The sequence below is a fragment of the Pseudomonas sp. Marseille-Q7302 genome, from assembly GCF_965111925.1.
In genome coordinates, this window is record NZ_CBCOPK010000001.1 from 1,064,880 (window position 1) to 1,090,631 (window position 25,752).

24 protein-coding genes are annotated in these 25,752 nt (G+C 66.1%); 19 read left to right on the forward strand and 5 right to left on the reverse strand.

Going from position 1 to position 25,752, the window contains the following annotated elements; genetic code table 11:
* Nucleotides 1–27: 27 nt before the first annotated feature.
* The 5 genes from ACWPW1_RS04985 to ACWPW1_RS05005 are packed head-to-tail and all read left to right on the forward strand — an operon-like array spanning nucleotide 28 to nucleotide 5,840.
* Nucleotides 28–1,770, forward strand: a complete 1,743-nt coding sequence (locus tag ACWPW1_RS04985) for a carbamoyltransferase family protein (RefSeq protein WP_454252470.1) — start codon at nucleotides 28–30, stop codon at nucleotides 1,768–1,770.
* Nucleotides 1,767–2,900: a glycosyltransferase gene (locus tag ACWPW1_RS04990; protein ID WP_059313721.1), complete on the forward strand. Its 1,134-nt coding sequence runs from the start codon at nucleotides 1,767–1,769 to the stop codon at nucleotides 2,898–2,900. The genes ACWPW1_RS04985 and ACWPW1_RS04990 overlap by 4 nt, the downstream gene beginning before the upstream one ends.
* Complete coding sequence (locus ACWPW1_RS04995; protein WP_454252471.1) at nucleotides 2,897–3,856, forward strand: glycosyltransferase family protein; 960 nt, start codon at nucleotides 2,897–2,899, stop codon at nucleotides 3,854–3,856. The genes ACWPW1_RS04990 and ACWPW1_RS04995 overlap by 4 nt, the downstream gene beginning before the upstream one ends.
* 50 nt (nucleotides 3,857–3,906) lie before the next feature.
* The gene (locus ACWPW1_RS05000) at nucleotides 3,907–4,668 is read left to right on the forward strand and encodes a glycosyltransferase family 2 protein (RefSeq protein WP_313647435.1); all 762 of its coding nucleotides are present in this window, start codon (nucleotides 3,907–3,909) and stop codon (nucleotides 4,666–4,668) included.
* A gap of 5 nt (nucleotides 4,669–4,673) precedes the next feature.
* The gene (locus ACWPW1_RS05005) at nucleotides 4,674–5,840 is read left to right on the forward strand and encodes an O-antigen ligase domain-containing protein (protein WP_313647434.1); all 1,167 of its coding nucleotides are present in this window, start codon (nucleotides 4,674–4,676) and stop codon (nucleotides 5,838–5,840) included.
* On the opposite strand, the gene ACWPW1_RS05010 is transcribed toward ACWPW1_RS05005, so the two are convergent.
* Nucleotides 5,837–6,478, reverse strand: coding sequence for a lipopolysaccharide kinase InaA family protein (locus ACWPW1_RS05010; RefSeq protein WP_434775853.1), 642 nt, complete (start codon nucleotides 6,476–6,478; stop codon nucleotides 5,837–5,839). The two genes, ACWPW1_RS05005 and ACWPW1_RS05010, sit on opposite strands and share 4 nt — an antisense overlap.
* 117 nt (nucleotides 6,479–6,595) lie before the next feature.
* Between ACWPW1_RS05010 and ACWPW1_RS05015 the strand changes: the two genes are divergently transcribed.
* A complete protein-coding gene (locus ACWPW1_RS05015; protein ID WP_454252472.1) occupies nucleotides 6,596–7,645 on the forward strand; it encodes a hypothetical protein in 1,050 nt (349 codons plus the stop codon).
* A 26-nt stretch (nucleotides 7,646–7,671) separates the two neighbouring features.
* Nucleotides 7,672–8,511, forward strand: coding sequence for a hypothetical protein (locus ACWPW1_RS05020; RefSeq protein WP_454252473.1), 840 nt, complete (start codon nucleotides 7,672–7,674; stop codon nucleotides 8,509–8,511).
* Here the strand turns inward: ACWPW1_RS05020 and ACWPW1_RS05025 are convergent.
* Entirely contained in the window at nucleotides 8,486–9,082 is a 597-nt protein-coding gene (locus ACWPW1_RS05025) for a serine acetyltransferase (protein ID WP_434775856.1), read from the reverse strand. The genes ACWPW1_RS05020 and ACWPW1_RS05025 overlap by 26 nt on opposite strands.
* 104 nt (nucleotides 9,083–9,186) lie before the next feature.
* On the opposite strand from ACWPW1_RS05025, the gene msbA reads away from it, so the two are divergent.
* The 5 genes from msbA (at nucleotide 9,187) to ACWPW1_RS05050 (ending at nucleotide 16,349) form a co-directional block, all read left to right on the forward strand.
* Nucleotides 9,187–11,001, forward strand: coding sequence for a lipid A export permease/ATP-binding protein MsbA (msbA, locus tag ACWPW1_RS05030; protein ID WP_454252474.1), 1,815 nt, complete (start codon nucleotides 9,187–9,189; stop codon nucleotides 10,999–11,001).
* Nucleotides 10,991–11,887: a GNAT family N-acetyltransferase gene (locus ACWPW1_RS05035; protein WP_454252475.1), complete on the forward strand. Its 897-nt coding sequence runs from the start codon at nucleotides 10,991–10,993 to the stop codon at nucleotides 11,885–11,887. Before msbA ends, ACWPW1_RS05035 begins: the two co-directional genes overlap by 11 nt.
* A gap of 1 nt (nucleotide 11,888) precedes the next feature.
* The gene (locus ACWPW1_RS05040; protein WP_454252476.1) at nucleotides 11,889–13,301 is read left to right on the forward strand and encodes a PIG-L deacetylase family protein; all 1,413 of its coding nucleotides are present in this window, start codon (nucleotides 11,889–11,891) and stop codon (nucleotides 13,299–13,301) included.
* Nucleotides 13,302–13,392: 91 nt separating this feature from the next.
* The gene (hldE, locus tag ACWPW1_RS05045; RefSeq protein ID WP_271653995.1) at nucleotides 13,393–14,820 is read left to right on the forward strand and encodes a bifunctional D-glycero-beta-D-manno-heptose-7-phosphate kinase/D-glycero-beta-D-manno-heptose 1-phosphate adenylyltransferase HldE; all 1,428 of its coding nucleotides are present in this window, start codon (nucleotides 13,393–13,395) and stop codon (nucleotides 14,818–14,820) included.
* Between the two features lie 53 nt (nucleotides 14,821–14,873).
* Nucleotides 14,874–16,349, forward strand: coding sequence for a helicase HerA-like domain-containing protein (locus ACWPW1_RS05050; RefSeq protein ID WP_454252477.1), 1,476 nt, complete (start codon nucleotides 14,874–14,876; stop codon nucleotides 16,347–16,349).
* 60 nt (nucleotides 16,350–16,409) lie between these two features.
* Here ACWPW1_RS05050 and ACWPW1_RS05055 read toward each other — a convergent pair whose 3' ends face one another.
* The 3 genes from ACWPW1_RS05055 to ACWPW1_RS05065 all read right to left on the reverse strand — a co-directional run bounded on the left by ACWPW1_RS05055 (nucleotide 16,410) and on the right by ACWPW1_RS05065 (nucleotide 18,263).
* Nucleotides 16,410–17,183: an OmpA family protein gene (locus ACWPW1_RS05055; protein WP_454252478.1), complete on the reverse strand. Its 774-nt coding sequence runs from the start codon at nucleotides 17,181–17,183 to the stop codon at nucleotides 16,410–16,412.
* A 45-nt stretch (nucleotides 17,184–17,228) separates the two neighbouring features.
* Nucleotides 17,229–17,660, reverse strand: a complete 432-nt coding sequence (locus ACWPW1_RS05060) for a DUF4398 domain-containing protein (protein ID WP_454252479.1) — start codon at nucleotides 17,658–17,660, stop codon at nucleotides 17,229–17,231.
* 267 nt (nucleotides 17,661–17,927) lie between these two features.
* Nucleotides 17,928–18,263 carry a pilin assembly protein gene (locus ACWPW1_RS05065; RefSeq protein ID WP_323149310.1) on the reverse strand — a complete coding sequence of 112 codons (336 nt, stop codon included), beginning with the start codon at nucleotides 18,261–18,263 and terminating at the stop codon, nucleotides 17,928–17,930.
* 164 nt (nucleotides 18,264–18,427) lie between these two features.
* Here ACWPW1_RS05065 and ppc point away from each other — a divergent pair, with 164 nt between their 5' ends.
* The 7 genes from ppc to ACWPW1_RS05100 all read left to right on the forward strand — a co-directional run bounded on the left by ppc (nucleotide 18,428) and on the right by ACWPW1_RS05100 (nucleotide 25,705).
* Nucleotides 18,428–21,064 carry a phosphoenolpyruvate carboxylase gene (ppc, locus tag ACWPW1_RS05070; RefSeq protein WP_271653997.1) on the forward strand — a complete coding sequence of 879 codons (2,637 nt, stop codon included), beginning with the start codon at nucleotides 18,428–18,430 and terminating at the stop codon, nucleotides 21,062–21,064.
* Nucleotides 21,065–21,254: 190 nt separating this feature from the next.
* Nucleotides 21,255–21,902 carry an adenylate kinase gene (gene adk, locus ACWPW1_RS05075; protein WP_059313731.1) on the forward strand — a complete coding sequence of 216 codons (648 nt, stop codon included), beginning with the start codon at nucleotides 21,255–21,257 and terminating at the stop codon, nucleotides 21,900–21,902.
* A gap of 137 nt (nucleotides 21,903–22,039) precedes the next feature.
* A complete protein-coding gene (gene tsaB, locus ACWPW1_RS05080; RefSeq protein ID WP_454252480.1) occupies nucleotides 22,040–22,723 on the forward strand; it encodes a tRNA (adenosine(37)-N6)-threonylcarbamoyltransferase complex dimerization subunit type 1 TsaB in 684 nt (227 codons plus the stop codon).
* Nucleotides 22,724–22,861: 138 nt separating this feature from the next.
* Nucleotides 22,862–23,221, forward strand: a complete 360-nt coding sequence (locus ACWPW1_RS05085) for a hypothetical protein (protein ID WP_323149313.1) — start codon at nucleotides 22,862–22,864, stop codon at nucleotides 23,219–23,221.
* Nucleotides 23,221–24,078 (forward strand): DUF72 domain-containing protein, encoded by an 858-nt coding sequence (locus ACWPW1_RS05090; RefSeq protein ID WP_271654000.1) that lies wholly within the window; start codon nucleotides 23,221–23,223, stop codon nucleotides 24,076–24,078. The genes ACWPW1_RS05085 and ACWPW1_RS05090 overlap by 1 nt, the downstream gene beginning before the upstream one ends.
* Before the next feature lie 108 nt (nucleotides 24,079–24,186).
* On the forward strand, nucleotides 24,187–24,888 hold the full coding sequence (locus tag ACWPW1_RS05095; protein ID WP_454252481.1) for an extensin-like domain-containing protein: 702 nt from the start codon (nucleotides 24,187–24,189) through the stop codon (nucleotides 24,886–24,888).
* A gap of 31 nt (nucleotides 24,889–24,919) precedes the next feature.
* Nucleotides 24,920–25,705 carry a class I SAM-dependent methyltransferase gene (locus ACWPW1_RS05100; protein WP_454252482.1) on the forward strand — a complete coding sequence of 262 codons (786 nt, stop codon included), beginning with the start codon at nucleotides 24,920–24,922 and terminating at the stop codon, nucleotides 25,703–25,705.
* The last annotated feature ends 47 nt before the right edge of the window (nucleotides 25,706–25,752 follow it).

The window sequence follows — 25,752 nt, forward strand, 5'->3', positions numbered from 1 at the left end:
GCTTCGCCCTGTACAGAGGCTTTACCTGTGTCCCTGACCGTCCTTGGCCTGTCCGGCGCCCTCAGCCACGATCCCTCCGCCGCGCTCTACATCGACGGTAAGCTGATCGCCGCGGTGGAAGAAGAACGCTTCGTGCGCGACAAGCATGCCAAGAATCGCATGCCCTACGAGTCGGCCAAGTTCTGCCTGGAGCAGGCCGGGATCATCCCCGCGGATGTCGACGTGGTGGCCATCCCCTATGCGCCCATCAGCCTCTTCGGTGAAGCCCGTTGGCACTACGCCAAGCGCTACGCCTATGCCCCGGATCGTGCCCTGGACGCCATCCTGTTCGGCAATCGCCGCTACCACCGCTACCAGAAGCGCATCGAGTGGTGCCTGGTGCAACTGGGCTTCGACCTGAAGAAGGTCAAGCTGGAGGCCGTCGAGCACCACCTGGCCCACGCGTCCAGTGCCTATCACTGCTCGGGTTTCAGCGAGAAGACCGCCATCCTCGGCATCGACGGCAAGGGCGAGTACGCCACCACCTTCTTCGGCTACGGCGAGAACGGCAAGATCCACAAGATCAAAGAGTTCTACGATCCGGACTCCCTGGGCGGCCTCTATGGCGCCCTCACCGAATTCCTCGGCTTCGAGATGCTCGACGGCGAATTCAAGGTCATGGGCATGGCGCCCTATGGCGACGCCAGCAAGTACGATTTCTCGCGCCTGGCAAAATTCGAGAACGGCGAGCTGATCATCAACACCGACTACGCCAACGTCATCGGCTTCCGTCGCTACAAGGAAAAGGGCAAGGGCTACTACTTCTCGCCCAAGCTCATCGAGTGGCTGGGGCCCAAGCGCGAAGGCGACATCGCCGACGATCCCTACATCCATTACGCCGCCAGCATGCAGGCGCTGTTCGAACGCCTGGCGCTGGAGATGATGGACTACTACCTGGGCGACATCATCCGCGAAACCGGCAAGATCGCCTTCGCTGGCGGCTGCGCGCTCAACGTCAAGCTCAACCAGAAGATCATCGCCCGTCCCGAGGTCAAGGAACTGTTCGTCCAGCCCGCGTCGGGCGATGCCGGTACCGCCGTTGGCGCCGCGGCCTACGTCTCCCACGCCCGTGGCGTGCCGGTGGAGAAGATGGAGCACGTCTATCTCGGCCCTGGCTACAGCAACGAAGACGTCATCGCCGCCTGCGCTCGTCACCCCAAGGCGCCCAAGTGGGAGCGGATCGAGAACATGCCCCAGCGCATCGCCGAGATCATGGTGGCCGGCAATCCGGTGGCCTGGTTCCAGGGGCGCCTGGAGTTCGGGCCGCGTGCCCTCGGCGGTCGCTCCATCATCGGTTGCCCCAGCGTGCCGGGCGTGGCCGACCGCATCAACGCCCAGATCAAGTTCCGCGAGCGCTGGCGCCCGTTCTGCCCGTCCATGCTCGATACCGTGGCGCCGCAGATGCTCAAGGTCGATCACCCTTCGCCCTTCATGACCTTTACCTTCGAGGTCAACGAGGAGTGGAAGAACCGGGTGCCCGAGGTGGTCCACGAAGACGGTACCTCCCGCGCCCAGGTGCTGGAGCGCCGCCATAATCCGCGCTGGTACGACCTCATGGTCGAGCTGGAAAAGCTCACCGGCAACGGCGTATCCCTCAATACCTCGCTCAACCGCCGCGGCGAACCCATGGTCTGCTCGCCTACCGACGCCCTGAACATGTTCTTCGGCTCGGATCTGCAGTACCTGATCATGGAAGATGTCCTGGTGATCAAGGAGGGGGCCGGCCTATGACGCGTTCCGCCGAACCGCGAGTGCTGCAGTTCTGTCATGGCTACGACGGTCCCTTTCTCGACTGCGCCCGCCAGACCGCCAGCCTCTTCGCGGGCAGCGGCTATCGCGTCACCACGGTCTTTCTCACCGGCACCGCCGATGCCGAGGTGGCCGCCGGCTGCGGCAGCGACGAGGTGCTGTTCCTGGAGTATTCCTCGCGCGACGTGCGTGGCCTCAAGCTCGGCGCCATCCAGGCGCTGCGCGAGATCGTCCGCTCGCGGGGCATCCGCTTCGTCATCGCCCATCGCTTCAAGCCGATCTGGATCGCCTGCCTGGCCACCAATCTGCCAGTGATCGGCGTCCACCACGCCTTTGGCGACTACGACCGAGTCGGTCGCCGGCTGTTCGCCAAGCTGATGAGCAAGCGCCTGACGCTCCTGGCAGTCTCCGATGCGGTGCGCGACGAGATCCGCCAGCGCCTCAAGGACTGGCCGGCCGAGCGTATCGAGACCCTCTACAACCGCCTGGATGTCGAGGCGGTGGAGCGTGAGCTGTTGCCGGCCGATCAGGCCCGCGCCGAGCTCAAGCTGCCCCAGGAGGCCTGGATCGTCGGCAACGTCGGCCGCCTGCACCCGGACAAGGACCAGGCCACGCTGCTGCGCGGCTTCGCCGCCGCCCTGCCGACCCTTCCGGCCAACGCCCTGCTGGCCATTCTCGGTAAAGGCCGCCTGGAAGACGACCTCAAGGACCTCGCTCGCGAACTGGCCATTGCCGATCGGGTGGTCTTCCTGGGCCAGGTGGAAGGCGCACGGCGGTATTTCAAGGCCTTCGATGTCTTCGCCCTGAGCTCTGATCACGAGCCCTTTGGCATGGTCCTGCTGGAAGCCATGGCCGCCGGCGTGCCGCTGATCGCCACCTCCTGCGGCGGCGCCCGCGAGATCGTCGAAGGCGTCGGCTTCCTCTTCCCCCTGGGGGACGCCGAAGCCCTCGGTCAGGGCCTGCAGCATCTGGGTCGGCTGGCGCCGAGCCAGCGACGCGCCTGTGTACAGCACATGCGCGAGCGCCTGGCCGAGCGCTTCTCCGATGAGGCCGTGCGCCGCGACTTCTGGCGTTTGCCCATGGTCGCCGCCTTCAAGGCCCCGGCGCCGTGAAAGTCCTGTTCCTGGTCCAGAAGGAGCAACGCATCCTGCTGGACCACTTCTATGCCAGCATCGCCACCCAGTGCGATTGCGATCTGCGCTGGCTGAGCGACGAGGAACAGGCCGATCTGCGCGGCTATTTCCGCCGTGCCGTGCCCCGGCCCGAGCAATACGATCGCATCCTGCTGTTTCTCAGATTCAAGAAACAGCTCAAGCAGGTCTCGTTCATCCGCAGCCTGCCCAATCTGGTGGAGCTGGAGCACGACGCCTACCAGAATTTCATTCCCTGCAAGTACACCGGCAAATTCAGCCGCTACTACCAGGCCATGCCCCACGTGCGCGTGCTGGTCTCCGGCGCCGGCGTGGCGCGCCGATTGCGGGAGGAGGGAGTGGATGCCGTCTTCGTGCCCAAGGGCTACGACGACAGCCGCCTGCGCGACCTCGGGCTCGAACGTGACATCGAACTGGGCTTCGTCGGCAGCCTGGGCAGCGTGGCCTACAGCGGGCGCAAGCAGCTGCTGGAAGATTTGGCCAAGGTCGAGCCGCTACTGATCACCAAGACCCGCTCGGGCGATGAATACCTGCAGACGCTCAATCGCATTCGCTTCTTTGTCGGCGCCGATGTCGGCATGGGCGAATACATGATCAAGAACTTCGAGGCCATGGCCTGCGGTTGCGTGCTCTTCACCTTTGATCAGGGCGAAGAAGAGAATCGCGCGCTGAAGTTCGAGGATGGCGTCAACGTGGTGCTCTATCGCTCGCTGGACGAGTTGCGCGAAAAACTCGCAAGGCTGCGCAGGGATCCAGCGCACGCGGCGGCCATCGCCAAGGCCGGAGAGGCCCTGGCACGTCACTCTTTCGCCTTCGGCCACTTGGGTGAGCGAGTGGTTTCGGCTATAACCCCAGCGCTGCGACCGGCAGTCGCCCCGGGGTTCCTGCGCCGCCTGCTGGCCAGGCTGGGACGCTGATGCGCCGCGCAAGGTCCGGCTTTCGACTCACCTGGCAGAAAGGGTAGAACGTGCAGTTTTCCGCCGACAGCGATATTTCCCTGGTCGTCACCAGTTGCGGGCGCTTCGACCTGCTCACGCAGACGCTGGCAACCTTCGATGAATTCAACACGGCCCCCATCCGCCGGGTCTTCATCACCGAGGACTCCGGTGACGAGCGGGTGCGCGACTGCATCCCGGCGCACTGGCGCGAGCATACCGAGTTCATCGTCAACAACCCCAAACTCGGGCAGATGCGCAGCGTCGACGCAGCCTATCAACGCGTCGAAACGAGCTGGATCTTTCATTGCGAAGACGACTGGGCTTTCTATCGCCCCCGTTTCATCGAGGATTCCCAGGCGCTGCTGGAGGCCGATCCCCAGGCGTTGCAGGTCTGGCTGCGCAGCCATGCCCATGACCTGGCGATCCACAGCCCCTATGTCTACCTCAAGCCCCGGCAGGTGCATGCCGGCATCGCCTTCCATGAGGTCGGCTCGCACAAGGCCGAATGGCAGGGCTTCTCCTTCAATCCCGGACTGCGGCGGCGTGCCGATTATCTGCTGCATGCCCCCTATGGCGAGTTGAGCGGTGAGAAGGAATTGTCCCGGCGCTATGCCGACGCCAATCGCCACGCCCTGATCCTGGAAAACGATGCCGTGCTGCATACCGGCTTCGGCCAGCACGTGGTCAGCGACAAGGATCTGGACGACAAGCAGCGTCGCCGTCGGCTGGACCGTATCAAACTGGCGCTGGCCTTCCTGGTCGGCGCACTCCTGGGAGCCCTGTTGTGGTGACACCCTTGCTCGATCGTCTGCAGCAGAGCCGCTACTTCACCCTGGCGGTGCTGGTGTTCCTGATCGCCTATCTGTGCATTCCCACGGCGAAGTTGATCAACAGCTACTACTACGCGGCGATCGCCCTGCCGGCGCTGATCCTCTTCGTCATGCGGCCGCGGCTGATCGACTGGCAATCACCCTTGCTGCTGCTCTGGCTGGTGTTTCTCGCCTGGTTCATCGTGCCGGGCGCCCGCGCCGAGGAAGGGCAGTTTTTCAAGCACATTCTCTATGTGCTGTTGTTTGTCCTCACCCTGGCCTGCCTGGTCGATGGTGACTTCTTTCGCCGGCCGGGGTTCGTGCGTCTGGCCTTCTGGGTGGTCTGCGCCTATGCCGTGGGTTCGAGTCTGGTCTTCTGGCTCACCGGCCACTATGCCGTCGGCCAGCGGGTCATCCACCTCCCCGGGCGGATCTCCAACCCCATCTATGTGAGTATCTGGATGGTCTGCCTGGGTGGACTCGCGGCGCCTACCTGGATTCGTGAGCGGCGCTGGGGCGAACTGCTGGCCGCGGTAGTGATCACCATCGTTGGCATCTCCTTCGCCCTGCAGACCCGTACCGGCCTGGTCGGGATCGGCTTTCTCGCCGCGTTGGGCGTGCTCTTCGCCTTTCCACGCTTTCCACTGCGTACCCTTGCCCTGGTCGTCCTAGTCAGCGCCCTGATCGCCGGGGTGGTCCAGGTGGTCCATACCGAAGCCTGGTTCGTCGCCTTCTGGGGACGGGCGGATTCCGGGCGCATCGAGCTGTTCCACTTCATGATCAAGGATTGGGAGGCTTGCGGCTGGTGGCTCGGCTGCGGTCTGGGCTATCAGAGTCACGATCTGCTGCATGGCACCGAGGCCATTCAGCACCCGCACAACATCTTCGTGTCCTTTGGCATCTACACCGGCCTGGTCTCGCTGCTGATCTTTGCCGTGCTGATGCTGGCTACCCTGGGCGCGGCCCTGCGCCAGCGCGATCCCTGGGGACTCTATCTGGCCGTGGCTCTGCTGATGCTCAACTTCGACGGGGCCAAGCTGATCGGCAATCCGGACGAACTCTGGCCGCTGGTGCTGTTGCCCGCCGCCATGATTGCCGGCGCCGAGGTGCAGCGTCGGCGCAAACTGGCGCTGGGACAGGCGCTGCCGGTCTAGTCCTGGAGCTGACGGTCGAGTTCGCGCCAGTCCAGGGGCTGGCGGCAGGCCTCGGCATAGGCCCGCAGGAAGGGTTCGCGGCCGGGTTCGAACAGCCAGTCGCGGTCCTCGCTGTAGCGCAGCAGGTGATGGAAGTTGCGTACCCGCAGGCGCAGCGGCAGGCGCCGGCTGTGGCAGCGCAGATCGGCAATGTCGATCAGGCCTAGTTCGCCTTCGGGGGTCAGCACCACGTTGCCCAAGTGCAGCGAGCGGAAGTAAACACCGCTGTCGTGCAACCCAGCGATAAAGCGACCCAGCGCCGGGCGCAGCGCCGCGGCCTGGCTTGAAGCGCGCAATTGGCGCAGGGTTTCACCGGGTAGCGGCGCATAGTGGACCAGATCGCGCTGCAGCGAGGCGGCACGATAGACCTGCAGCACCCGTGGACAGGGAATGCCGCGCTCGGCCAGCTGACGGGCGTTGTCGGCGAAGCGCTGGGCGTAGGGAAACAGCGCTGCCGAAGTCAGCAGTCGCTTGCGACGAAAGAGCTTGAGGTAGCTGCCATCGGTAAGGCGCAGGACCTTGTCGCCGTGATGATCGGCTTCCACTACCTGGGCGGCGTCGCGCAGTTCGAGATAGCGCGAATGTTCGAGAGGCTTCATGCAGGACCCGTCAACGTCAGGGCGTGCATGTTACCCGAAGGTGGCAAGCTGTGAAGTGACCCTTGCGACCTATCCGGGCGCTTGTTGCTAGAATCAGATTTTTGCCGGCAGCTTTACATGCGCCCCACACGTCAACTCCTGTATTTCGTCTACGGCGGTGCTCAGGCTTATCGGCAGGAGCTCAAGTTCAGCCTGCTCAGTGCCCTGCACTGGCGACAAGGGCAGGACATCGCCATCCGCATCCTGACCGATCGACCGCAGGATTATCGCGCCTGGCCGGTGGACGTGCTGCCGGTCGACAGCCTGACCTTGAAGGCGTGGCAGGGGCAGCACGGCTATCTGCACCGTAGCAAGGCCTGCGCCATCGCCTGGGCACTGCCCGAGGCCGACAAGACGCTGTTTCTGGATAGCGATACCGTGGTTCAGGCACCACTGGCGTCCCTGTTCGACAGCATCGATAGCCATCGCGGAATGATGGACCTCGAGGAATGGTCCTGGCGCAAGGCTCGTGTCCGTCCCGAATTCGTCCGTTTCGCCGCCGCGCTGGCCGAGCGCGGGCAGGAGCCGGCGGATGAGACGCGGCTCTACAATAGCGGCGTCTGCGGCCTGGCGCGGGTCCATCTGCCGCGGGTCGAGCGGGCGATCGCCCTGATCGACGACTGGCATGGGCACGACGACGAGGTCCATACCCTGGAGCAGATCGCCCTGTCGTTCAGCCTGGCCGATCTGTCCATCAGCGAGGCCCGGGGACCCATTCGGCACTACTACGCGGAAAAGCGCTTTCTGCACTTCATGCTGGCGCACTTCTTCGAGCGCTATGGCGAAGACTATTCGCCAGAGCTTGAACGCCATTGGCAGGAGGTGCCCCTGACCAAGCCGCTGCCCGATGTCTGGACGCGTCTGCGGGTGAAGTGGCAGCTGGCCGGACTGGACAAGCAGCGCGCGAGCCTGGGGCGCAAGTTGCTCTATGGCTGTCTGGCGCCCCAGGACAGCTATGCCCGCGCCTGTCGTCACGTCTGGTGGGAGAGGGCGCTCAGCGAGCGTCTCGGCGGTGGTGATCGCCAGGCCTTCGCCGAAGGCATCTGGCCCAACGATCTGCCGCGTCCGCATCTGGCCGACGAAGCCAGCGCGGCTCTCGACTACTTGCGCAAGCGGGTGCGCGGCTAGGCCGACGCCCTCTCAGGATTTTCTGCATGCGAACGCTCTTTCTCGTCGTCCTCTATGGTTTGCGCCCGAAGGAATCGGCCACGCTGAACAGTCTGCTGGCGCAGCCCGTCGCCAGCCTGCCGGCCGACAGTGCCCTGTTGGTCTGGAACAACGGGCCCCAGGCCCTGGAGGAGACGGAACGCCAGTGGCTGCTGGCCGCACCGGGCTGGGCGGAGGTGCTCATCCGGGAAGACCTCGGCAATCCGCCCCTGAGTCGGGTGTACAACGAGGCGCTGCGGCTGGACGCGAAACGCCTGGTGGTCTTCGATCAGGACACCGTGGTGGACGAGCGCTATCTGCAGGCGCTTGGACGGGAAGCCGAGTTGCTGGTGCCCCTGGTGCTGGGGGCGGGGGCCATTCGCTATCCTCACCAGTTCAAGACGGTGGTGACCGAGGAGGGGCCCCTGGATCCTCGGGCCACCGTCACCATCAGCTCTGGCTTGTGCCTGTCCCAGGGGTTGGCCGCGCGTATCGCTGCTCGCCATGGCGATGTCTTCGACGAGCGCTTTGCCCTCTATGGGGTCGACGTCTCCTTTTTCCTGAGGGTCCAGGCACTGGCCCGGGAAGCGTCCGTCGACTTGCTGTGTGCCGGCATACTGGATCATTCGCTATCCGAACTGGAAGCGGAAACCCCGGCCCAGCGGCGCTTTCGCGACATCGAGAAGTTCTACGTCGCCCTGCTGCTGCGGCTGCACTACAAGGGCGCCTCTCGCGGCAAGGTGCTGCGCTACCTCGGGCGGCAGTTGCTGGGCAACCGTCCCTATCTGTATGGCGTCCTGCCGCGGATGCTGCAGACCGTCTTCAGAGGCCGTCATCCCCGGGCGTAGCGCCGGGTAGCGGACGGATCACCGCCTCGTGGCGACTGTAGTAGAGGCTGTCGGCGGGGATGTCGCGCATGACCAGGGCACCGGCGCCAACCACCACGTTGTCGCCGATGGTCAGGTGGTCGCCAACGATGCAGACGTGGGCGCCAAGGCTGACGTTGTCACCGATGAAGATGCCCACCAGCCGCGCCGGATCGTCGCTCTTGATGCCTATGGTGGTGTGCTGACGGATCATCACGTTGCGCCCGATCACGGCCAGATTGGAGACACAGATGCCCATGCGGTGGGGGAGGCGCAGTCCCGGCGCGATGCGCGCGCCCAGCAGGATCTCGATATTGTGCTGGCGGATCAGCCGGCGATTGATCCGCTCGGCCAGCTTGCGGTAGTTGAGCAGGCCGCGTGGGCGGCAGTAGAGAAATTGCGCCAGGCGATACCAGAAAAGAAAGCTCGGGCTCTCTTTCGCCGCCACGCGCCGCAGCAAGCGCTTGATCCGGATTGGCTTGCCGGGCGCCTCGAGCACCTCCACGCGCCAATGGTCCTTGAGTTCGGCAAAGGTGGCGATGAGCGGTTGCATGACGGACGTTCCGGAGCAGGGGAGGGCAAGCCTAGCGGAAAATCCGGCCGCTGGGTCGGCGGCGGGTGCGTGTTAACATGGCGCTTTTGCGTCACGACGAGACCATGAGCCAAGACTCCCCTGCACAGACTTCCAGCCTGAAGATCTATTTCCGCCTGCTCGGCTACGTGCGGCCCTACATCGGCATGTTCGCCCTGAGTATCGTCGGCTTTCTGATCTTCGCCTCCACCCAGCCGATGCTGGCCGGCATCCTCAAGTACTTCGTCGATGGCCTGAACAATCCCAACGCCTCCATGTTTCCGGGCTGGCCCATCGTCGGTGGCCTGCACCTGGTACAAGCGGTGCCGCTGATGATCATCCTGATCGCCGCCTGGCAGGGTATCGGTTCCTTTCTCGGCAACTACTTCCTGGCGCGGGTCTCCCTCGGCCTGGTGCACGACCTGCGGGTGGCGCTGTTCAACCACATGCTGCGTCTGCCCAATCGCTATTTCGACGCCAACAACTCGGGCCACCTGATCTCGCGCATCACCTTCAACGTCACCATGGTCACCGGCGCCGCCACCGAGGCGATCAAGGTGGTGATCCGCGAGGGCATGACCGTGATCTTCCTGTTCGCATCCCTGCTGTGGATGAACTGGAAGCTGACCCTGGTGATGGTCGCCATCCTGCCGCTGATCGCCCTGATGGTGACCAGCGCCAGCCGCAAGTTCCGCAAGCAGAGCAGCAAGATCCAGTCAGCCATGGGTGACGTCACCCACATCACCTCCGAGGCCATCCAGGGCTATCGGGTGGTGCGCAGCTTTGGCGGCGAGACCTACGAGCAGCAGCGCTTCCTCGATTCCAGCATGGCCAACACCGACAAGCAGCTGACCATGACCAAGACCGGCGCGGTCTATACGCCCATGCTGCAGCTGGTGATCTACTCGGCCATGGCGGTGCTGATGTTCCTGGTGCTCTGGCTGCGCGGCGATGCCTCCGCCGGTGACCTGGTGGCCTATATCACCATGGCCGGCCTCTTGCCCAAGCCGATCCGCCAGCTCTCCGAGGTCAGCTCCACCATCCAGCGCGGCGTGGCCGGTGCGGAAAGCATCTTCGAACAGCTCGACGAGCCCGCCGAGCGTGACGATGGCCGCGAAGAGCGCGAGCGCGTCCAGGGTCGCCTGGAAGTACGCAACCTGACCTTCCGTTACCCGGGCACCGACAAGCCCGTACTGGAAGGGATCGACTTCGCCGCCGAGCCTGGGCAGATGGTGGCCCTGGTGGGCCGCTCGGGCAGTGGCAAATCGACCCTTGCCAATCTCATTCCGCGCTTCTATCAGCATGAAGAGGGCGAAATCCTCCTCGACGGCCTGGAGATCCAGGACTATCGACTGAACAACCTGCGCCGGCACATCGCCCTGGTGACCCAGCATGTCACCCTGTTCAACGACAGCGTCACCAACAACATCGCCTATGGCGACCTGGCCGGGGCGCCCATGGACCAGGTCAAGGCGGCGTCCGAGGCGGCCTATGCCGACGAATTCATCCAGCGCCTGCCGCAGCAATACGATACCCAAGTCGGCGAGAACGGCGTGCTGCTGTCCGGCGGTCAGCGCCAGCGTCTGGCCATCGCCCGGGCGCTGCTGAAGAATGCACCGCTCCTGATCCTCGACGAGGCCACCTCGGCGCTGGATACCGAATCCGAGCGCCACATCCAGGCGGCGCTGGACCGGGTCATGCAGGGCCGCACCACCCTGGTGATCGCCCACCGCCTCTCGACCATCGAGAAGGCCGACCTGATCCTGGTCATGGACAACGGCCGCATCGTCGAGCGCGGTAGCCACCACGAGCTGTTGGCGCTCAATGGCTACTACGCGCGCCTGCACGCCAAGCAATTCGAGGAAGTCGCCCCTGCGGCGCCCGCGTCCCATGCTGAATAGATTCCGTTTCTGGCGCGAACGCGGCTGGACGACGATTTCCGCCGCCGACTACGCCGCCACCTGGCAGCGCCATGGCGGCAGTGTCGCGACTCACCCCGAGATCATCGCGCGCCTGGCCGAGCTGGCCGGGATTCCAGTGCGTTACCTGGGCTGGCCCGGCGAGGATGGCTGGCAGGCCGCGGTGCCCTGTTGGGGGCGCGAACTGGCGCTCTCGCGCACCGTGCTGAAGAAACGCCGCCAGCGCGCCCTGTTCGACCTGGGCAACGCCGAGATCATCCTGCCTGCCGCTGCGGGCGCTGCTGCCCCCCTGCGCCAGCGCGCCTGCTACCTGTCGCCGCTGTGCGACGAGCGCTTCGCCGGTCTGCGGCGGCAGAGCGAAGAGCTGGCCATACTCCGCGAGCCGGAAGCCTGGTCGAAGAAATTCCGTTACAACCAGCGTCGCGAGCAGCGGCTCTTTGAAGATGCTGGCGGCCGCGCCATACCCATGGCCGAACTGGATAGCACCGAGCAGGCGCGGATCTATGCAGAGCTGTTCGAGGCGCGCTGGGGCTTCGAGGTGCCGGGCAAGGAGCGCCTTGCCGAGGTGTTCGCCCTGCTGCGCGAATTCATGACCGGTTCGGTGCTCATGCTCGGCGAGCGCCCCGTGGCCATCCAGGTGCTCTATCGGGTGGAAGCGCCCGAATGGATAAGCGTCGAGTACGTCAACGGCGGCGTCGATCCCAGCAGCAGCGACCTCAGTCCCGGTAGTGTCCTCACCTATCTGAACACCCAGGCCGCCTGGCAGGATGCCCGGACCCTGGGCAAGGCGCTACGCTACTCCTTCGGCCGTGCCGACCGCGATTACAAGGATCGCTGGTGCCACCGCGTCACCGTCTTCGAGAGCTGAGATGAGCGCCCGCAAACAAGCCTTGCTCAAACGTCATCGCCGGCACAAGCGGCTGGCCCTGCTGGTCATCGTCGGGGTGCTGCTCGGCTGTCTGCTGCTGGGGCCCTGGTGGAGCGCGCCGCTGCTGGCGCTGCTGGTCTGGCTCGGCCACGAGGCCTGGTTCGCCGATCACCTCTTCTATTCGCCGCGCGACAACTACAGCTACCAGTTCCCCGCCGATACCCTGGTGCTGGGCCTCCTTCTGCAACAGGGCCGGCTGGCGGCAGTGGAGTTGCCGCCGGGCGAGCTGACGCTTTTCATGGAATGCCGCCTGCGTGCCGGCTGGCTCGGCCGACTGCTGGATCCCCAGGTGCGGCTGCGGGCGGGCGACGATAGCGACCGTCAGGACTTCGAGCGCGGCGTGGCCGGACGTCGCTATGTCAATCTCAGCGGTTACGCCGAGGCCCTGCGCCGTGGCGACTTGCACCTCTGGACCTGCTTCTGTCGCCTGCAAGGCGAGCTGCGTCTGCACGTCTTCGCCCAGCCGGATTTCAGCACCAGGCGGGTGATGGTCATCGCGCCCCACGCCGACGACGCTGAGCTGGCCGCCTTCGGGCTCTACAGCCAGGCACGGGAAGCCAGCATCGTCACCCTGACCCAGGGCGAGATCGAGGCCGAGCACTACCAGCGCCTGGGCCTCGACCGTCAGGCAGCCGCCCGGCTCAAGGGCCGGCTACGCACCTGGGACAGCCTGGCCACCCCACTGTGGGGCGGGGTGCCGCCGGAGCGTTGCGTCCAGCTGGGCTACTACTGCCTGCAACTGCCGGCCATGCGTCAGGCGCCGGATGCCGCCTTCGGCTCCCGCGAGTCCGGTGACAGCGATGTTCGCAGCGCTCGTGGCCATAACGCCCTGAAACTGCCTGGGGATGCCGATGGCGCCCCGACCTGGCCCAATCTGGTGGCGGATCTGGTGGCCCTGCTGGAGCACTTCCGCCCCGAGGTGGTGGTGCTGCCGCATCCGGAGATCGATCCCCATGCCGATCACGTGGCCAGCACCCAGGCCCTACGCGAAGCCATGAGCGCGAGCGACTGGCAGCCCGAGTTCGAACTGCTCTACGCCAACCACCTGCACGACAACGATCGTTGGCCCATGGGCCCGGCCGAGGGCGGCATTGCCCTGCCGCCGGCCATCGAAACGCCCACGCCGCTGGTACCCTGGAGTCCATTGCTGACGCCCGAACGGCGGCTGGACAAGGCCATGGCCCTGGGCATGCAGCACGACCTGCTGGTGCCGCTGCCGGTCAAGAAACGGCTGCGCCGCGCCATCCAGTGGCTGCTGGCCGGGCGCCGCTGGCCGCGTACCGGCGAAGACGAGTTCTTCCGCAAGGCCGTGCGCCGTCACGAGCTGTTCTGGATCAGCCGCCGCACGCCTTGAGCGCCCGGCGTCCCCACTGGCAGGCGCTTCCGGGGCGCCTTGGCCCCTATGCTATGATCGCCGCCATTTTCGCGCTTTGGAGCCTGTCCCTATGAAGCTGACCATGCCTCGCTTCGATCTCGCGCCGGTCCTGGTGGTCGGTGACGTGATGCTCGACCGCTATTGGCACGGCACCACCTCGCGGATCTCTCCCGAGGCGCCGGTACCCGTGGTGCGCGTCGACCAGCACGAGGATCGTCCCGGTGGCGCGGCCAACGTCGCCCTCAATATCGCTGCCCTGGGCGCGCCAGCCTATCTGGTTGGCGTCACCGGCCAGGACGAGGCCGCCGACGCCCTCACCGACAGCCTGAGAGCCGCCCATGTGCAGGTGCGTTTCCAGCGCATCGCCCAGCAGCCGACCATTGTCAAGCTGCGCATCATGAGTCGCCATCAGCAGCTGATCCGCGTCGACTTCGAAGAGCCCTTCGACACCGATGCCCAGGCGCTGGCCTCGGACACCGCCGCCATGCTGGCCGGGGTGAAGGTGCTGGTGCTGTCCGACTATGGCAAGGGCGCGCTGAAGAACCATCAGGCGCTGATCCAGCTGGCCAGGGCGCGCAATATCCCGGTGCTGGCCGATCCCAAGGGCAAGGACTTTTCCATCTATCGCGGCGCCAGCCTGATCACGCCGAATCTGTCCGAATTCGAGGCCATCGTCGGCGTCTGCGCCGATGACGCCGAGCTGGTCGCCAAGGGTAATGAGCTAATGGCGCGCCTGGATCTGGGCGCCTTGCTGGTGACCCGTGGCGAGCATGGCATGACCCTGCTGCGTCCCGGCCAGGCGGCACTGCACCTGCCGGCCCGCGCTCGCGAAGTGTTCGATGTCACCGGCGCTGGCGATACCGTGATCTCCACCCTGGCCGCCGCCCTGGCGGCCGGCGAGGAGCTGCCCCAGGCTGTGGCCCTGGCCAACCTGGCCGCCGGCATCGTGGTAGGCAAGTTGGGTACCGCCGCCATCAGCGCCCCCGAGCTGCGGCGTGCGGTGCAGCGCTCGGAAGGCTCCGAGCGCGGTGTCCTGACCCTGGAACAGCTGCAACTGGCCATTGAGGATGCCCGCGCCCACGGCGAGAACATCGTCTTCACCAACGGCTGCTTCGACATCCTTCATGCCGGTCACGTGACCTATCTGGAACAGGCGCGTGCCCAGGGCGATCGGCTGATCGTGGCGGTCAACGACGACGCCTCGGTCACCCGCCTCAAGGGACCGGGTCGGCCGATCAACAGCGTCGACCGCCGCATGGCCGTGCTGGCCGGTCTGGGCGCGGTGGATTGGGTCATCCCCTTCAGCGAGAACACCCCGGAGCGCCTGCTCGAACAGGTACGACCGGATGTCCTGGTCAAGGGTGGCGACTACAAGAGCGTGGAAGAGGTGGTCGGTGCCCAGATCGTGCAGGGCTACGGCGGTGAGGTGCGCATCCTCGGTCTGGTGGAGAACAGTTCCACCACCGCCATCGTCGAGCGCATCCGCAACCGCACCTGACCATTGCCGGCACTCGGGTTAAGCTGGGCGCAGAACCGTTACGGAGCTGCGCCATGTCCTCGACGCCTCAGCTGATCATTGGTACCCGGCCCGATGGCCAACCCCTCGGTCATCCTCTCAAGCTGGCCAATCGCCATGGCCTCATCGCCGGGGCCACGGGTACCGGCAAGACCGTGACCCTGCAGCGCCTCGCCGAAGCCTTCAGCGAGGCGGGCGTCGCCGTGTTCGCCGCCGACATCAAGGGCGATCTCTGCGGCCTGGGTGCAGCCGGCACGCCCCAGGGCAAGCTGGCCGAGCGCATCGCTGTCCAGGGGCTACCGCATCAGTCCCAGGCCTATCCGGTCACGCTCTGGGACATCGATGGCCTGCGCGGCCATCCGCTGCGCACTACCCTGAGCGAGATGGGGCCGCTGCTGCTGGGCAATCTGCTGGAACTGACCGACAGCCAGCAAGCCGCCTTGCACGCCGCCTTCAAGGTAGCCGATCGTGAAGGCCTGCTGCTGCTCGACCTCAAGGATCTCAAGGCAGTCCTCAATCACTTGCGCGAACAGCCCGAAATCCTTGGCGAAGACCGCGCCCTGTTCACTGGCGCTTCGGCCCAGGCGTTGTTGCGGCGCCTGGCGACCCTGGAGCAGCAGGGCGCCGAGGCCTTCTTCGGCGAACCGGCGCTGCAACTGGAAGACGTACTGCGCCCCGAGGCCGATGGCCGTGGGCGTATCCACTTGCTCGACGCCACCCGGATGGTGCACGAGGCACCCAAGGTCTATGCCACCTTTCTGATCTGGCTGCTGGCCGAGCTCTTCGAGCAACTGCCTGAGCGCGGCGATGCCGAAAAGCCGGTACTGGCGCTGTTCTTCGACGAAGCGCACCTGCTGTTTGGTGATACGCCCAAAGCCTTGCGCGAGCGCCTGGAGCAGGTGGTGCGGCTGATCCGTTCCAAGGGCGTCGGCGTCTATTTCGTCACTCAGTCGCCTGCCGATCTGCCGGACGCCATCCTGGCCCAGCTGGGGCTGCGCATCCAGCATGGCCTGCGCGCCTTCACCGCCCGGGAGCAGAAGGCCCTGCGTGCGGTGGCGGACGGCTTCCGGCCCAATCCGGCCTTCGATAGCCTGCAGGTGCTGACCGAACTTGGCATCGGCGAGGCCCTGGTGGGCAGCCTGGAAGACAAGGGCACTCCCGCGGTGGTCCAGCGGGTGGCCATCGCGCCGCCACAGTCACGGGTCGGTCCGCTGGGCGAAGCCGAGCGCCAGGCACTGATTCGTCAGTCGCCCCAGGCGGGGCGCTACGACCGGCCGGTGGACCGCCAGTCGGCCTATGAGATCCTGCGCGACCGTCAGGCCGAGCGCCTGCCCGCAGAGGCACCTGTGGTCGAGACGGCGCCAAAAGGGCAGGGTGGTGCGCTGGGCGATCTGGTAGGCGAACTGGCTGGCCAGGCGATCAGGAGCGCGGCCCGGCAGGCGGCGAATCAGCTGGGTCGCCAGCTGGTGCGCGGTCTGCTCGGGTCCCTGCTGGGTGGCAAGCGCCGCTAGCAGGAACTGCGGACAAAAAAAGACCCCGCCTAGGCGGGGTCTTGTCGTCCTACGCAGAGATTACATGCGCGGGGCGACCGGGTTGGCGTCGTTGGAGATGGTCACTTCCACGCGACGATTCAGCGCGCGGTCGGAGGCGTTGCTGTTGCTGGCCACCGGGAAGGCCTTGCCATAGCCGCGGGTCTGGATGCGGCTCGGCTCGACACCGGCGCTGATCAGCGCGGTCTGGATGGCCTGGGCGCGACGCTCGGACAGCTGCTGGTTGTAGGAGTCGCTGCCGACGCTGTCGGTGTAACCCTCGACGATCACCTTGCGCTCGGGATTCTGCTTCAGGTACTCGGCCAGCTTCTGGGCATTGGCATAGCCTTGGGGCTTGAGTTCGGCCTTGTTGAAGTCGAACAGCACATTGCCGAAGGTCACCACGGTGCCGCGCTCGGTCTGCTTGGCCTGCAGGGCATCCTGCAGTTGCTTGAGCTGGGCGGTACGGGCATCCAGGCGGGCCTGGGTGCGCTCGGCGTCGACGTTCTGCATCTGGGCTTCGGTCATGCGCAGCTTGATGGTCTGCATGGCCGTCTGGATGCGCTGGTTGGTCAGGTAGGCCAGCTGGTCGACGGTCTTCTCGTTTTCACCGTCCTTGTAGGCCTTCTCGGCCTTCTGCAGCCAGGTACCGGCGTCCTTGGTCTCCAGGGCGGCCAGCTGGGCGGCCTGGGGCTGGGACTCCAGCGCGGAATAGTCGGACTTTGCCTGTTCCAGGTTGGGGTTGGGCGGCGTGGAGCACGCGGCCAGGGCCAGGCTGAGCAGCGACACGGCAGGGATCAGAATGTGTTTACGCATGATGGTCGTCCTTTGAATTCGTGAAGGGAGGAAAGGGGCGGTCGCTTACTGCTGGACCTTCTTCTGCAGGTTCTGCTGGAGCTGCAGGTTGATCTGACCTTCCTCACGGATCTGCTGGATGCTGTTCTGGGCATCCTTGAGTGCAGCGTCGGCCTTGGCGGCCTGGGTCTTGCGGGTGGCCAGGCGGGCATCCCACTCGGCCTGTTCGGCCAGCTGCTTGGCTTCGTCGTACTTCTCGTTGGAGAGCGCGGTCTGGGCCTGCGCCCACTTGTCCTGGGCCGACTTGGTCTCGATGGGGGCGAACTGGTTGCCACCGGAGCTGACGGCTTCGTTGACGGCGGACTGGGTCACGGCCATCTGCGCGGTCGGCGGGTTGCCGGCGCAACCGGCCAGCAACAGCGAGCTGCCCAGCGCGAGGGCTGCCAGTTTCAGGGTGCAGGCTTTGGACAGGGACTTTTGGGCAGTGGCACTCTTCATGGATTCAAGCTCCGTTGTTGATCCTAAAAGCACGCCGCCGCCACGGGCAGGGCGGGTGCCTTGTCAGTAAAAGCCGCAAGTGGAAGAAAGCCCTGCCCGGTCCTTTTTGGGGGCCGTAGTGGGCGCTGGTAACCAGCCCTCGTCCAGCGCTGCGGTCTGATCCTGTGACCGCTCATCCGCCAAGAATGTTCACTGGCTATCGAATTTCGCCGACGCCGAAGTGCTTGGCAGAGCGGTAGCGCCGTAGGTAAAGCTGCAGGTCGGCGTCTAGACGCCGTCTTTCGTCTGCAGCCGATGCAGGTGCTTGCGCGCCAGTTCGAGGAAGCGCGGCGTCGTCCCGGCGTCCGCGTACAGGGGGTCACCCAGTTCGTCCGTGGCGACCACCTCGTCCCCCTTGACGTAGGGAAAGCTGGCTTCGAGTTCCTCGAACGCCGCCGCCAGCAATTCGCTGAGCAGCGCTTCGGGGGTGCGCTGGGGGTAGAGCTCGCACAGGGCTTCGAGACGGGCAGCGGTCTCCAGCTCCAGGTCGAGACGGTAGCTGCGGGTCGCGCCGGATGCGGGGGTCTGCTGCTCCCATTGGTGAGCGAGTTCGCGAATCTTCATGGTATCTCCGGAAAGGTTAGGCAAAGGTCGGATGGTCAGCCCGATCACGGCTGGGCACCCTGCAAAAAACCGGGGCTTGCAACCGTGGCAGTAGGGTGCTGTCCTCTGCGCTAGACCGCAGCGGTTGCCGTGAGGTCCGAACCGGTACTTTCAAGGAGCACGAGATGGTGGAAATCGACGTTCGCCTGCGCGAGCAGGTGCGGTTGCTGGGTGAGCTCCTGGGGCAGACCATCGCCGACCAGCATGGCGCAGCCTTTCTCGACAAGATCGAGCGGATTCGCAAGGGCGCCAAGGCCGCCCGTGGCGGGTCCGCGGAAGGCGCCCGTCAATTGGGCGATACCCTGGATACCCTGGCCGAAGACGAACTGCTGCCCGTGGCGCGGGCCTTCAGCCACTTTCTCAACCTTGCCAACATTGCCGAGGAATACCACAAGGTCAGACGGCGCACCGAGGACGAGCCGCCACCCTTCGAGCAGCAGGTACTGCCCGAGTTGCTGGAGCGGCTGAGCGCGGCCGGTCATTCCGGCCAGGAGCTGGCCGAGCGCGTGGCGGCGCTGGACATCGACCTGGTGCTGACTGCTCACCCCACCGAGGTCTCCCGGCGCACCCTGATCCAGAAATACGACGAGATCAGCGCTCAGCTGGCCGCCCTCGATCATCGTGACCTGAGCGCTGCCGAAGTGGCCGCCATCGAGGCGCGGCTGCGCCGGCTGATCGCCGAGGCCTGGCACACCGAAGAGATTCGTCGCCAGCGCCCGACGCCGGTGGACGAAGCCAAGTGGGGCTTCGCGGTGATCGAGAATTCGCTCTGGCAGGCGGTGCCCAATCTGCTGCGCAATCTGGATGTCTGCCTGGAGGAACGCACCGGCCAACGACTGCCGCTGACGGCCGCCCCGGTACGCTTCTCGTCATGGATGGGCGGCGACCGCGACGGCAATCCCAATGTCACCGCCGCCATCACCCGCGAGGTACTGCTGCTGGCGCGCTGGATGGCCGCGGATCTCTATCTGCGCGATGTCGACCGGCTGGCCGCCGAGCTGTCCATGCAGGCGGCGAGTCCGGCCCTGCGCGAACAGGCCGGTGATCACCCCGAGCCCTATCGCAAGGTGCTCAAGGTGCTGCGCGAACGCCTGCAGATCACCCGCAGCTGGGCCGCCCATGCGATCACCGACCCCCATGCCGGCGCCCGTCACATCCTCAGCGACAACGCCGAGCTGATCGCCCCGCTGCAGCTGTGCTACGACTCCCTGCAGCGCTGCGGTCTGGGCGTCATCGCCGACGGCTCCCTGCTCGACACCCTGCGCCGGGCGCGTACCTTCGGGCTCTATCTGGTCCGGCTGGACATTCGGCAGGACGCCGCGCGGCATGCCGCGGCCATGGCCGACATCTGCCGCTACCTGAAGCTGGGCGACTACGCCGCCTGGAGCGAGGAGCAGCGCCTGGACTTCCTGCGTGGGGAGCTGAGTGGCCGGCGGCCGCTGTTGCCCCAGGACGCCGAGCTCGACGCCGATACCCAGGAGGTGCTCGCCACCTGTCGCGTCATTGCCGCCTCGCCGCCCGATGCCCTGGGCTCCTATGTCATCTCCATGGCCGGCGCGGCCTCCGACGTGCTTGCCGTGCAGCTGCTGCTGCGCGAATGCGGGGTGCGCCAGCCGATGCGCGTGGTACCCCTGTTCGAGACCCTCGACGACCTTGATCACGCCGGCACCGCCATCGCCAGCCTGCTGGACCTGCCCGACTATCGCGAGCGCCTGGCCGGACCCCAGGAGGTCATGATCGGCTATTCGGATTCGGCCAAGGACGCCGGCACTCTGACGGCCGCCTGGGCCCAGTACCGCGCCCAGGAGGCACTGGTGGAGATCTGCGCCAGCCGCGAGGTGGAACTGCTGCTGTTCCATGGCCGGGGCGGCACCGTGGGGCGGGGCGGCGGTCCGGCCCATGCGGCCATCCTGTCGCAGCCGCCGGGCTCGGTTGCCGGGCGGTTCCGCACCACCGAACAGGGCGAGATGATCCGCTTCAAGTTCGGCCAGCCGGCCATCGCCGAGCAGAATCTGGCGCTCTATCTGGGCGCCGTGCTGGAGGCCACGCTGTTGCCGCCCCCAGCCCCGGAGCCGGCCTGGCGCGAGCAGATGGATCGCCTGGCCCGCGACAGCTTGCAGTCCTATCGCGGCGTGGTGCGCGAGGATCCGCACTTCGTCACCTATTTCCGCCAGGCCACGCCGGAACAGGAGCTGGGCCGCCTGCCGCTGGGCAGTCGGCCGGCCAAGCGCCGCGAGGGAGGGGTGGAAAGCCTCAGGGCCATCCCCTGGATCTTCGCCTGGACCCAGACCCGCTTGATGCTGCCCGCCTGGCTCGGCTGGGAAGCTGCGCTGGAAGAGGCCGAGCGGCGGGGCGAGTCGCCACTGCTGCGCGAGATGCGTGAGCGCTGGCCGTTCTTCCAGACCCGCATCGACATGCTGGAGATGGTGCTGGCCAAGGCCGAGGCCGAACTGGCACGGCTGTATGACGAGCGTCTGGTCGAGGCGGACCTGCAGGTGCTTGGCAGCCAGCTGCGCGAACGGCTGCGCCAGGCGGGCGTGGCGGTATTACGGCTGACCGGGCAGGGGGAGTTGCTCGAACATCATCCGGAAACCCTGGTGTTCATCGCCGTGCGCAACACCTATCTCGACCCGCTGCACCTGCTGCAGATCGAGTTGCTGGCCCGGGCGCGGGCGGCGGGCGAAAGCCAGCCGGCGGCGCTCGATCAGGCCCTGCTGGTGAGCGTGGCCGGTATCGCCGCGGGACTGCGTAATACCGGTTGAACAGACTGTCGCTTTTGCCGGTGCCCGGGGTCGTCTGGACGGGCCCGGCACCTGCGACGCTTGGTAACTTGTGCGGCCAGGGGGCGCTGTGTATGGTTGGTCCCTTTGGCCGTCTCGTGTCGTCGACAACAATCATCGCGACAGCGCCCTGCGCGGGCTGCCAGTCCGAGACCATTCTAAGGAGCAACAGATGCGCGTAATCCTGCTGGGAGCGCCCGGTGCCGGCAAAGGTACTCAGGCCCGGTTCATCACTGAGAAATTCGGCATTCCGCAGGTTTCCACCGGCGACATGCTGCGTGCCGCGGTCAAGGCCGGCACGCCCCTGGGGCTGCAGGTCAAGGACATCATGGACAACGGCGGCCTGGTCTCCGACGAGATCATCATCGCCCTGATCAGCGAACGCATCCTGGAAGCCGACTGCGCCCAGGGTTTCCTGTTCGACGGCTTCCCGCGCACCATTCCCCAGGCCGAGGCGCTCGAAGCCGCAGGCGTCAAGATCGACCACGTGCTGGAGATCGCCGTCGATGACGAGGAAATCGTCCAGCGGCTGTCCGGTCGCCGCGTGCACCCGGGTTCGGGCCGCGTCTATCACGTCCAGCACAATCCGCCGAAGATCGCCGACACCGACGATGTGACCGGTGAGCCGCTGGTACAGCGTGAAGACGATCGCGAAGCCACCATTCGCAAGCGCCTGGAGCTCTATCATTCCCAGACCAAGCCACTGGTAGCGTTCTACCAGAAGCTGGGCGCCGCCCAGGGCACGCCCAAATGCAGCCGCATCGAAGGCGTGGGTTCGGTGGATGCCATCACGGCCAAGGTGCTGCAAGCCCTGAACTGATCCCGACTCCGACCGCCTGCGCCCGCAGGTGGTCCGCTCAAGACGCCGGCCTGGTGTCGTGAGCGATGGGCGGGTCCCCTTGGGTCCCGTCTTCCTCTAGAATGCGCAGCCCTCCTAATCGTTGCGGATTCGCCCCCATGTCCATCCTGCTCGCCCTCGACACCGCCACCGAAGCCTGTTCGGTCGCCTTGCATCTGGGCGACGAGATCATCCATCGCTACGAGATCGCGCCACGTCTGCATGCCCAACGGGTACTGCCCATGGTGCAGGAGGTGCTGGCCGAGACCGGCATGAGTCTGTCGCAGGTGGATGCCATCGCCTTCGGTCGTGGTCCTGGTGCCTTCACCGGAGTGCGGATCGCCATCGGCGTGGTGCAGGGCCTGGCCTTCGGGCTGGACCGACCGGTGCTGCCGGTGTCGAATCTGGCGATCATCGCCCAGCGCGCCTGGCGCGAGCGGGGCGTGACCCAGGTGGCCGCGGCCATCGATGCGCGCATGGACGAGGTCTACTGGGGTTGCTACCGCCTGGAAGGCGAGGCCATGGTCCTGGCAGGCGTGGAAGCCGTGCTGGCGCCCGAAGCCATCGCCCTGCCCGAGGACGCCACGGGTGACTGGTTCGGCGCCGGGACCGGTTGGGGCTACGAGGGTCGCATGGCCGTGCCGCTCGGCGAGAGGGATGCCACTCTGCTGCCCCATGCATGGGATCTGGCGGTGCTGGCCGCCGCTGGCTGGCAACGCGGCGAAGCCGTGTCGGCGGAGTCCGAGGCCGCGCAACCCGTCTATCTGCGTGACCGGGTCGCCACTCCTAAACAGTCGGTCTGATGGCAAGGAACCAGGGGGTAATGGTCAGACGTCTAAGATCTGAACGCCGCTCGTCCGCCCATCGTGACGGACGTCCGGCTCTTGATTGTCATAGTTTTCGACCCTACTTAGAGTAGCGTCATCCGTTCGGGACCTGCCATGCGCATCGACAGCGGCTATTCCTCCTCCGCCTACCCCCTGAATCGTTCTTCGCGCGCGGTTACACCCGTACGTGAAGTGGCGCGGGACGAGGACGCCCGGCAGAATGCCATCGCCAAGGAGGCGGCGGGCAATCCCCAACCCAATGTCGTACCTGTGCGCCGGGTCGAGGCGGCTGCTGCCACCGACACCAGCCGTGGCGATACCAATGGTCTGGTGCTCAGTGAACGGGAAGGCCGTTTCGCCAGCCAGCTCACCGGTCGCGCCCAGCAGGCCCTGGCCAGCTATGGCAGCACTGCTGCCTTTGGCGCAGAGCCCGATGGCTCTTCCAGCGTCGTGGGCCTCGATCTCTACGCCTGATGCTGCCGTACTTTCTCGGCTGTCCTTCCTGGAACGATAACGCCTGGCGCGAAAGCCTCTACCATGGCCTGCGTCCAGGTGACTTTCTGCCGCGCTATGCCCAGGTGTTCAATGCCGTAGAAGGCAATACCACCTTCTATGCCTGGCCCTCGGCGGACACCATCCGCCGCTGGGCCGAGCTGATGCCCAGCGGCTTTCGCTTCTGCGCCAAGTTTCCCCGGGACATCAGCCATGCCGAGGATCTGCGGGTACAGCTTTCCAGCGCCCGCACCTTTCTCGACCTGCTGGCGCCGCTGGGCGAGCGGGCCAGCCCGCTGTGGCTGCAATTGCCGGCCGGTTTCGGTCCGGACCGGCTCAATGAACTGAGGGTCTTTCTCTCGGCCATGGCCCCACGCTGCGCCCTGGCCGTCGAAGTCCGACACCTGGCCTTCTTCGACAAGGGCGAAACCGAGCGTGCCCTCAACCGGCTGCTCATGGAGCTGGGCGTGGAACGCGTTGGACTGGATTCCGCCGCCCTGTTCAGCGCCGACCCGAGTGAGCCGGCGGTACGCCTGGCCCAGGCCAAGAAGCCGCGAGTACCGGCGCGCGCCCTGGCATTCAGCGAGCAGCCCCAGGTACGCTTCATCGGCCGCCTGGAGCTGGCCGCCAACGACTACTATCTGGCCAAGTGGATCACCCGGGTAGCGGACTGGATCGAGGCGGGCAAGGCGCCCTATGTCTTTCTCCATACCCCGGACAATCGCCAGGCGCCCGAGCTGGCGCTGAGATTCCATGCCCAACTGCGCGAACGATTGCCCGGCCTGCCGGAGTTGCCCGCCTTGAGCACCGCCGACACCGAACAACTCGGCCTGCTCTAGTCCGCGCCCTTCGTCGCGATACGTTTGGCGACGTTTTCGCCGGCATTCCCGTGGTCCGCTCCGGTCAGATGAAGTCTCGCTCTTCGCGAACCTTTTCCGGCGCGCCGCATGAAAGCCAGACACCTGCTCGGTCTCGTCATCCTGCTCTATGGCGGTCTACACACCGCCTTCGATCAGGGCTGGCTGCGTATTCCGCCGGCCTACAATCCCTGGGCGCCACTGGACATCCAGGCATCCACCAACCCCGTCACCCGGATCAAGCTATGGCGCCTGCAAGCCGATGCCGACTATTGCGCGGCGTCCCTGGCGACCTCGGCGCTCAGCTATCGCGAGCTGCGCGGTAATCCCGGTTCGGCTGACTGTCCCCTGGAGCGGGCGGTGCGTGTCCAGCGCGGCGAAGGCGTAAGACTCAGCGGCAGCTTCCTTGCCAGCTGCCCCCTGGCAGTCAGCTTCGCGCTTTTCGAGCGGCAGGCGCTACAACCCGCCGCCGAAGCCGTCTATGGCCAGCGGGTGGCCGAGCTGGAGCACTATGGCAGCTTCGCCTGCCGCAACATCTATGGCCGGGCCAGCGGGAGGCGCAGTCAGCACGCCACGGCCAACGCCCTGGATATCGCCGGCCTGCGCCTGGCCGATGGCCGGCGGATCAGCGTGGCGCGGGACTGGAAGGGCGATCCCAAGGCGCAGCGCTTCCTGCGCCTGGTACGCGATGGCGCCTGCCGCGCCTTCAACACCACCCTGGGACCTGACTACAACGCGGCGCACCGCGATCATTTCCATGTCGACATGGGTGGCTTCCGCGTCTGCCGGTAGAATGACCGGTCTTCCCGCCATCGAGTCGCCCATGTCCACCGCCAGCCCCGCGCTTATCGTCGAAGCCTTGGAACCCGCTTACACGGAGGCTGCCGCTGCCTGGGCCGCGCGCCTGGGCTTGCCCCTGGGCACCGCCACGAGCGAGGACTTCGCCTTGCAGTTCGGCGCCCAGGGGCTGCAACTGGTCCAGCGCGGCCCGGATGCGCCAGGTCCGGTGCGGGTGGACTTCGTCGAGGGCGCAGCGGCTCATAGACGCAAGTTCGGCGGCGGCGCGGGCCAGATGATCGCGAAGGCGGTCGGGGTCGGGCCGGGCGTGCGCCCGCGGATCCTCGATGCCACGGCCGGCCTGGGGCGCGACGCCTTCGTGCTGGCGACGCTGGGCTGTCCGGTGACCTTGGTGGAGCGGCAGCCGCTCATCGCCGCCCTGCTCGAAGACGGCCTGGCCCGCGCGGCGCGGGACCCCGAGGCGGCCGGCATCGTTGCCCTGATGACCCTGGTACAGGCCGATTCCACCGCCTATCTGCAGGGCGGGGAGGGCGAGGTGCCCGAAGTGATCTATCTGGATCCCATGTTCCCCCATCGCGACAAGAGCGCTCTGGTGAAGAAGGAAATGCGCCTGTTCCGCCCGCTGGTGGGCGATGACCTGGACGCCCCGGCGTTGCTCGCCGCGGCCCTGGCCCGCGCCAGCCACCGGGTGGTGGTCAAGCGCCCGCGCAAGGCACCGGTCATCGAAGGGGTGAAACCGGGCTATGTGCTGGAGGGCAAGTCCAGCCGCTATGATATTTACCCGAAGAAGTCGCTGAAAGCCGCCGACTAGAAACGCCGCGGCCGGATCAGGGATCCGGCCGCGGGTGACAGGGCTGA

Coding starts and splice junctions, on each gene's coding strand:
- ACWPW1_RS04990 (WP_059313721.1), top strand. CDS start 1,767: ATGACGCGTTCCGCCGAACCGCGAGTGCTGCAGTTCTGTCATGGCTAC.
- ACWPW1_RS05010 (WP_434775853.1), bottom strand. CDS start 6,478: ATGAAGCCTCTCGAACATTCGCGCTATCTCGAACTGCGCGACGCCGCC.
- ACWPW1_RS05015 (WP_454252472.1), top strand. CDS start 6,596: ATGCGCCCCACACGTCAACTCCTGTATTTCGTCTACGGCGGTGCTCAG.
- ACWPW1_RS05020 (WP_454252473.1), top strand. CDS start 7,672: ATGCGAACGCTCTTTCTCGTCGTCCTCTATGGTTTGCGCCCGAAGGAA.
- ACWPW1_RS05025 (WP_434775856.1), bottom strand. CDS start 9,082: ATGCAACCGCTCATCGCCACCTTTGCCGAACTCAAGGACCATTGGCGC.
- msbA (WP_454252474.1), top strand. CDS start 9,187: ATGAGCCAAGACTCCCCTGCACAGACTTCCAGCCTGAAGATCTATTTC.
- ACWPW1_RS05035 (WP_454252475.1), top strand. CDS start 10,991: ATGCTGAATAGATTCCGTTTCTGGCGCGAACGCGGCTGGACGACGATT.
- ACWPW1_RS05040 (WP_454252476.1), top strand. CDS start 11,889: ATGAGCGCCCGCAAACAAGCCTTGCTCAAACGTCATCGCCGGCACAAG.
- hldE (WP_271653995.1), top strand. CDS start 13,393: ATGAAGCTGACCATGCCTCGCTTCGATCTCGCGCCGGTCCTGGTGGTC.
- ACWPW1_RS05050 (WP_454252477.1), top strand. CDS start 14,874: ATGTCCTCGACGCCTCAGCTGATCATTGGTACCCGGCCCGATGGCCAA.
- ACWPW1_RS05055 (WP_454252478.1), bottom strand. CDS start 17,183: ATGCGTAAACACATTCTGATCCCTGCCGTGTCGCTGCTCAGCCTGGCC.
- ACWPW1_RS05060 (WP_454252479.1), bottom strand. CDS start 17,660: ATGAAGAGTGCCACTGCCCAAAAGTCCCTGTCCAAAGCCTGCACCCTG.
- ACWPW1_RS05065 (WP_323149310.1), bottom strand. CDS start 18,263: ATGAAGATTCGCGAACTCGCTCACCAATGGGAGCAGCAGACCCCCGCA.
- ppc (WP_271653997.1), top strand. CDS start 18,428: ATGGTGGAAATCGACGTTCGCCTGCGCGAGCAGGTGCGGTTGCTGGGT.
- adk (WP_059313731.1), top strand. CDS start 21,255: ATGCGCGTAATCCTGCTGGGAGCGCCCGGTGCCGGCAAAGGTACTCAG.
- tsaB (WP_454252480.1), top strand. CDS start 22,040: ATGTCCATCCTGCTCGCCCTCGACACCGCCACCGAAGCCTGTTCGGTC.
- ACWPW1_RS05085 (WP_323149313.1), top strand. CDS start 22,862: ATGCGCATCGACAGCGGCTATTCCTCCTCCGCCTACCCCCTGAATCGT.
- ACWPW1_RS05090 (WP_271654000.1), top strand. CDS start 23,221: ATGCTGCCGTACTTTCTCGGCTGTCCTTCCTGGAACGATAACGCCTGG.
- ACWPW1_RS05095 (WP_454252481.1), top strand. CDS start 24,187: ATGAAAGCCAGACACCTGCTCGGTCTCGTCATCCTGCTCTATGGCGGT.
- ACWPW1_RS05100 (WP_454252482.1), top strand. CDS start 24,920: ATGTCCACCGCCAGCCCCGCGCTTATCGTCGAAGCCTTGGAACCCGCT.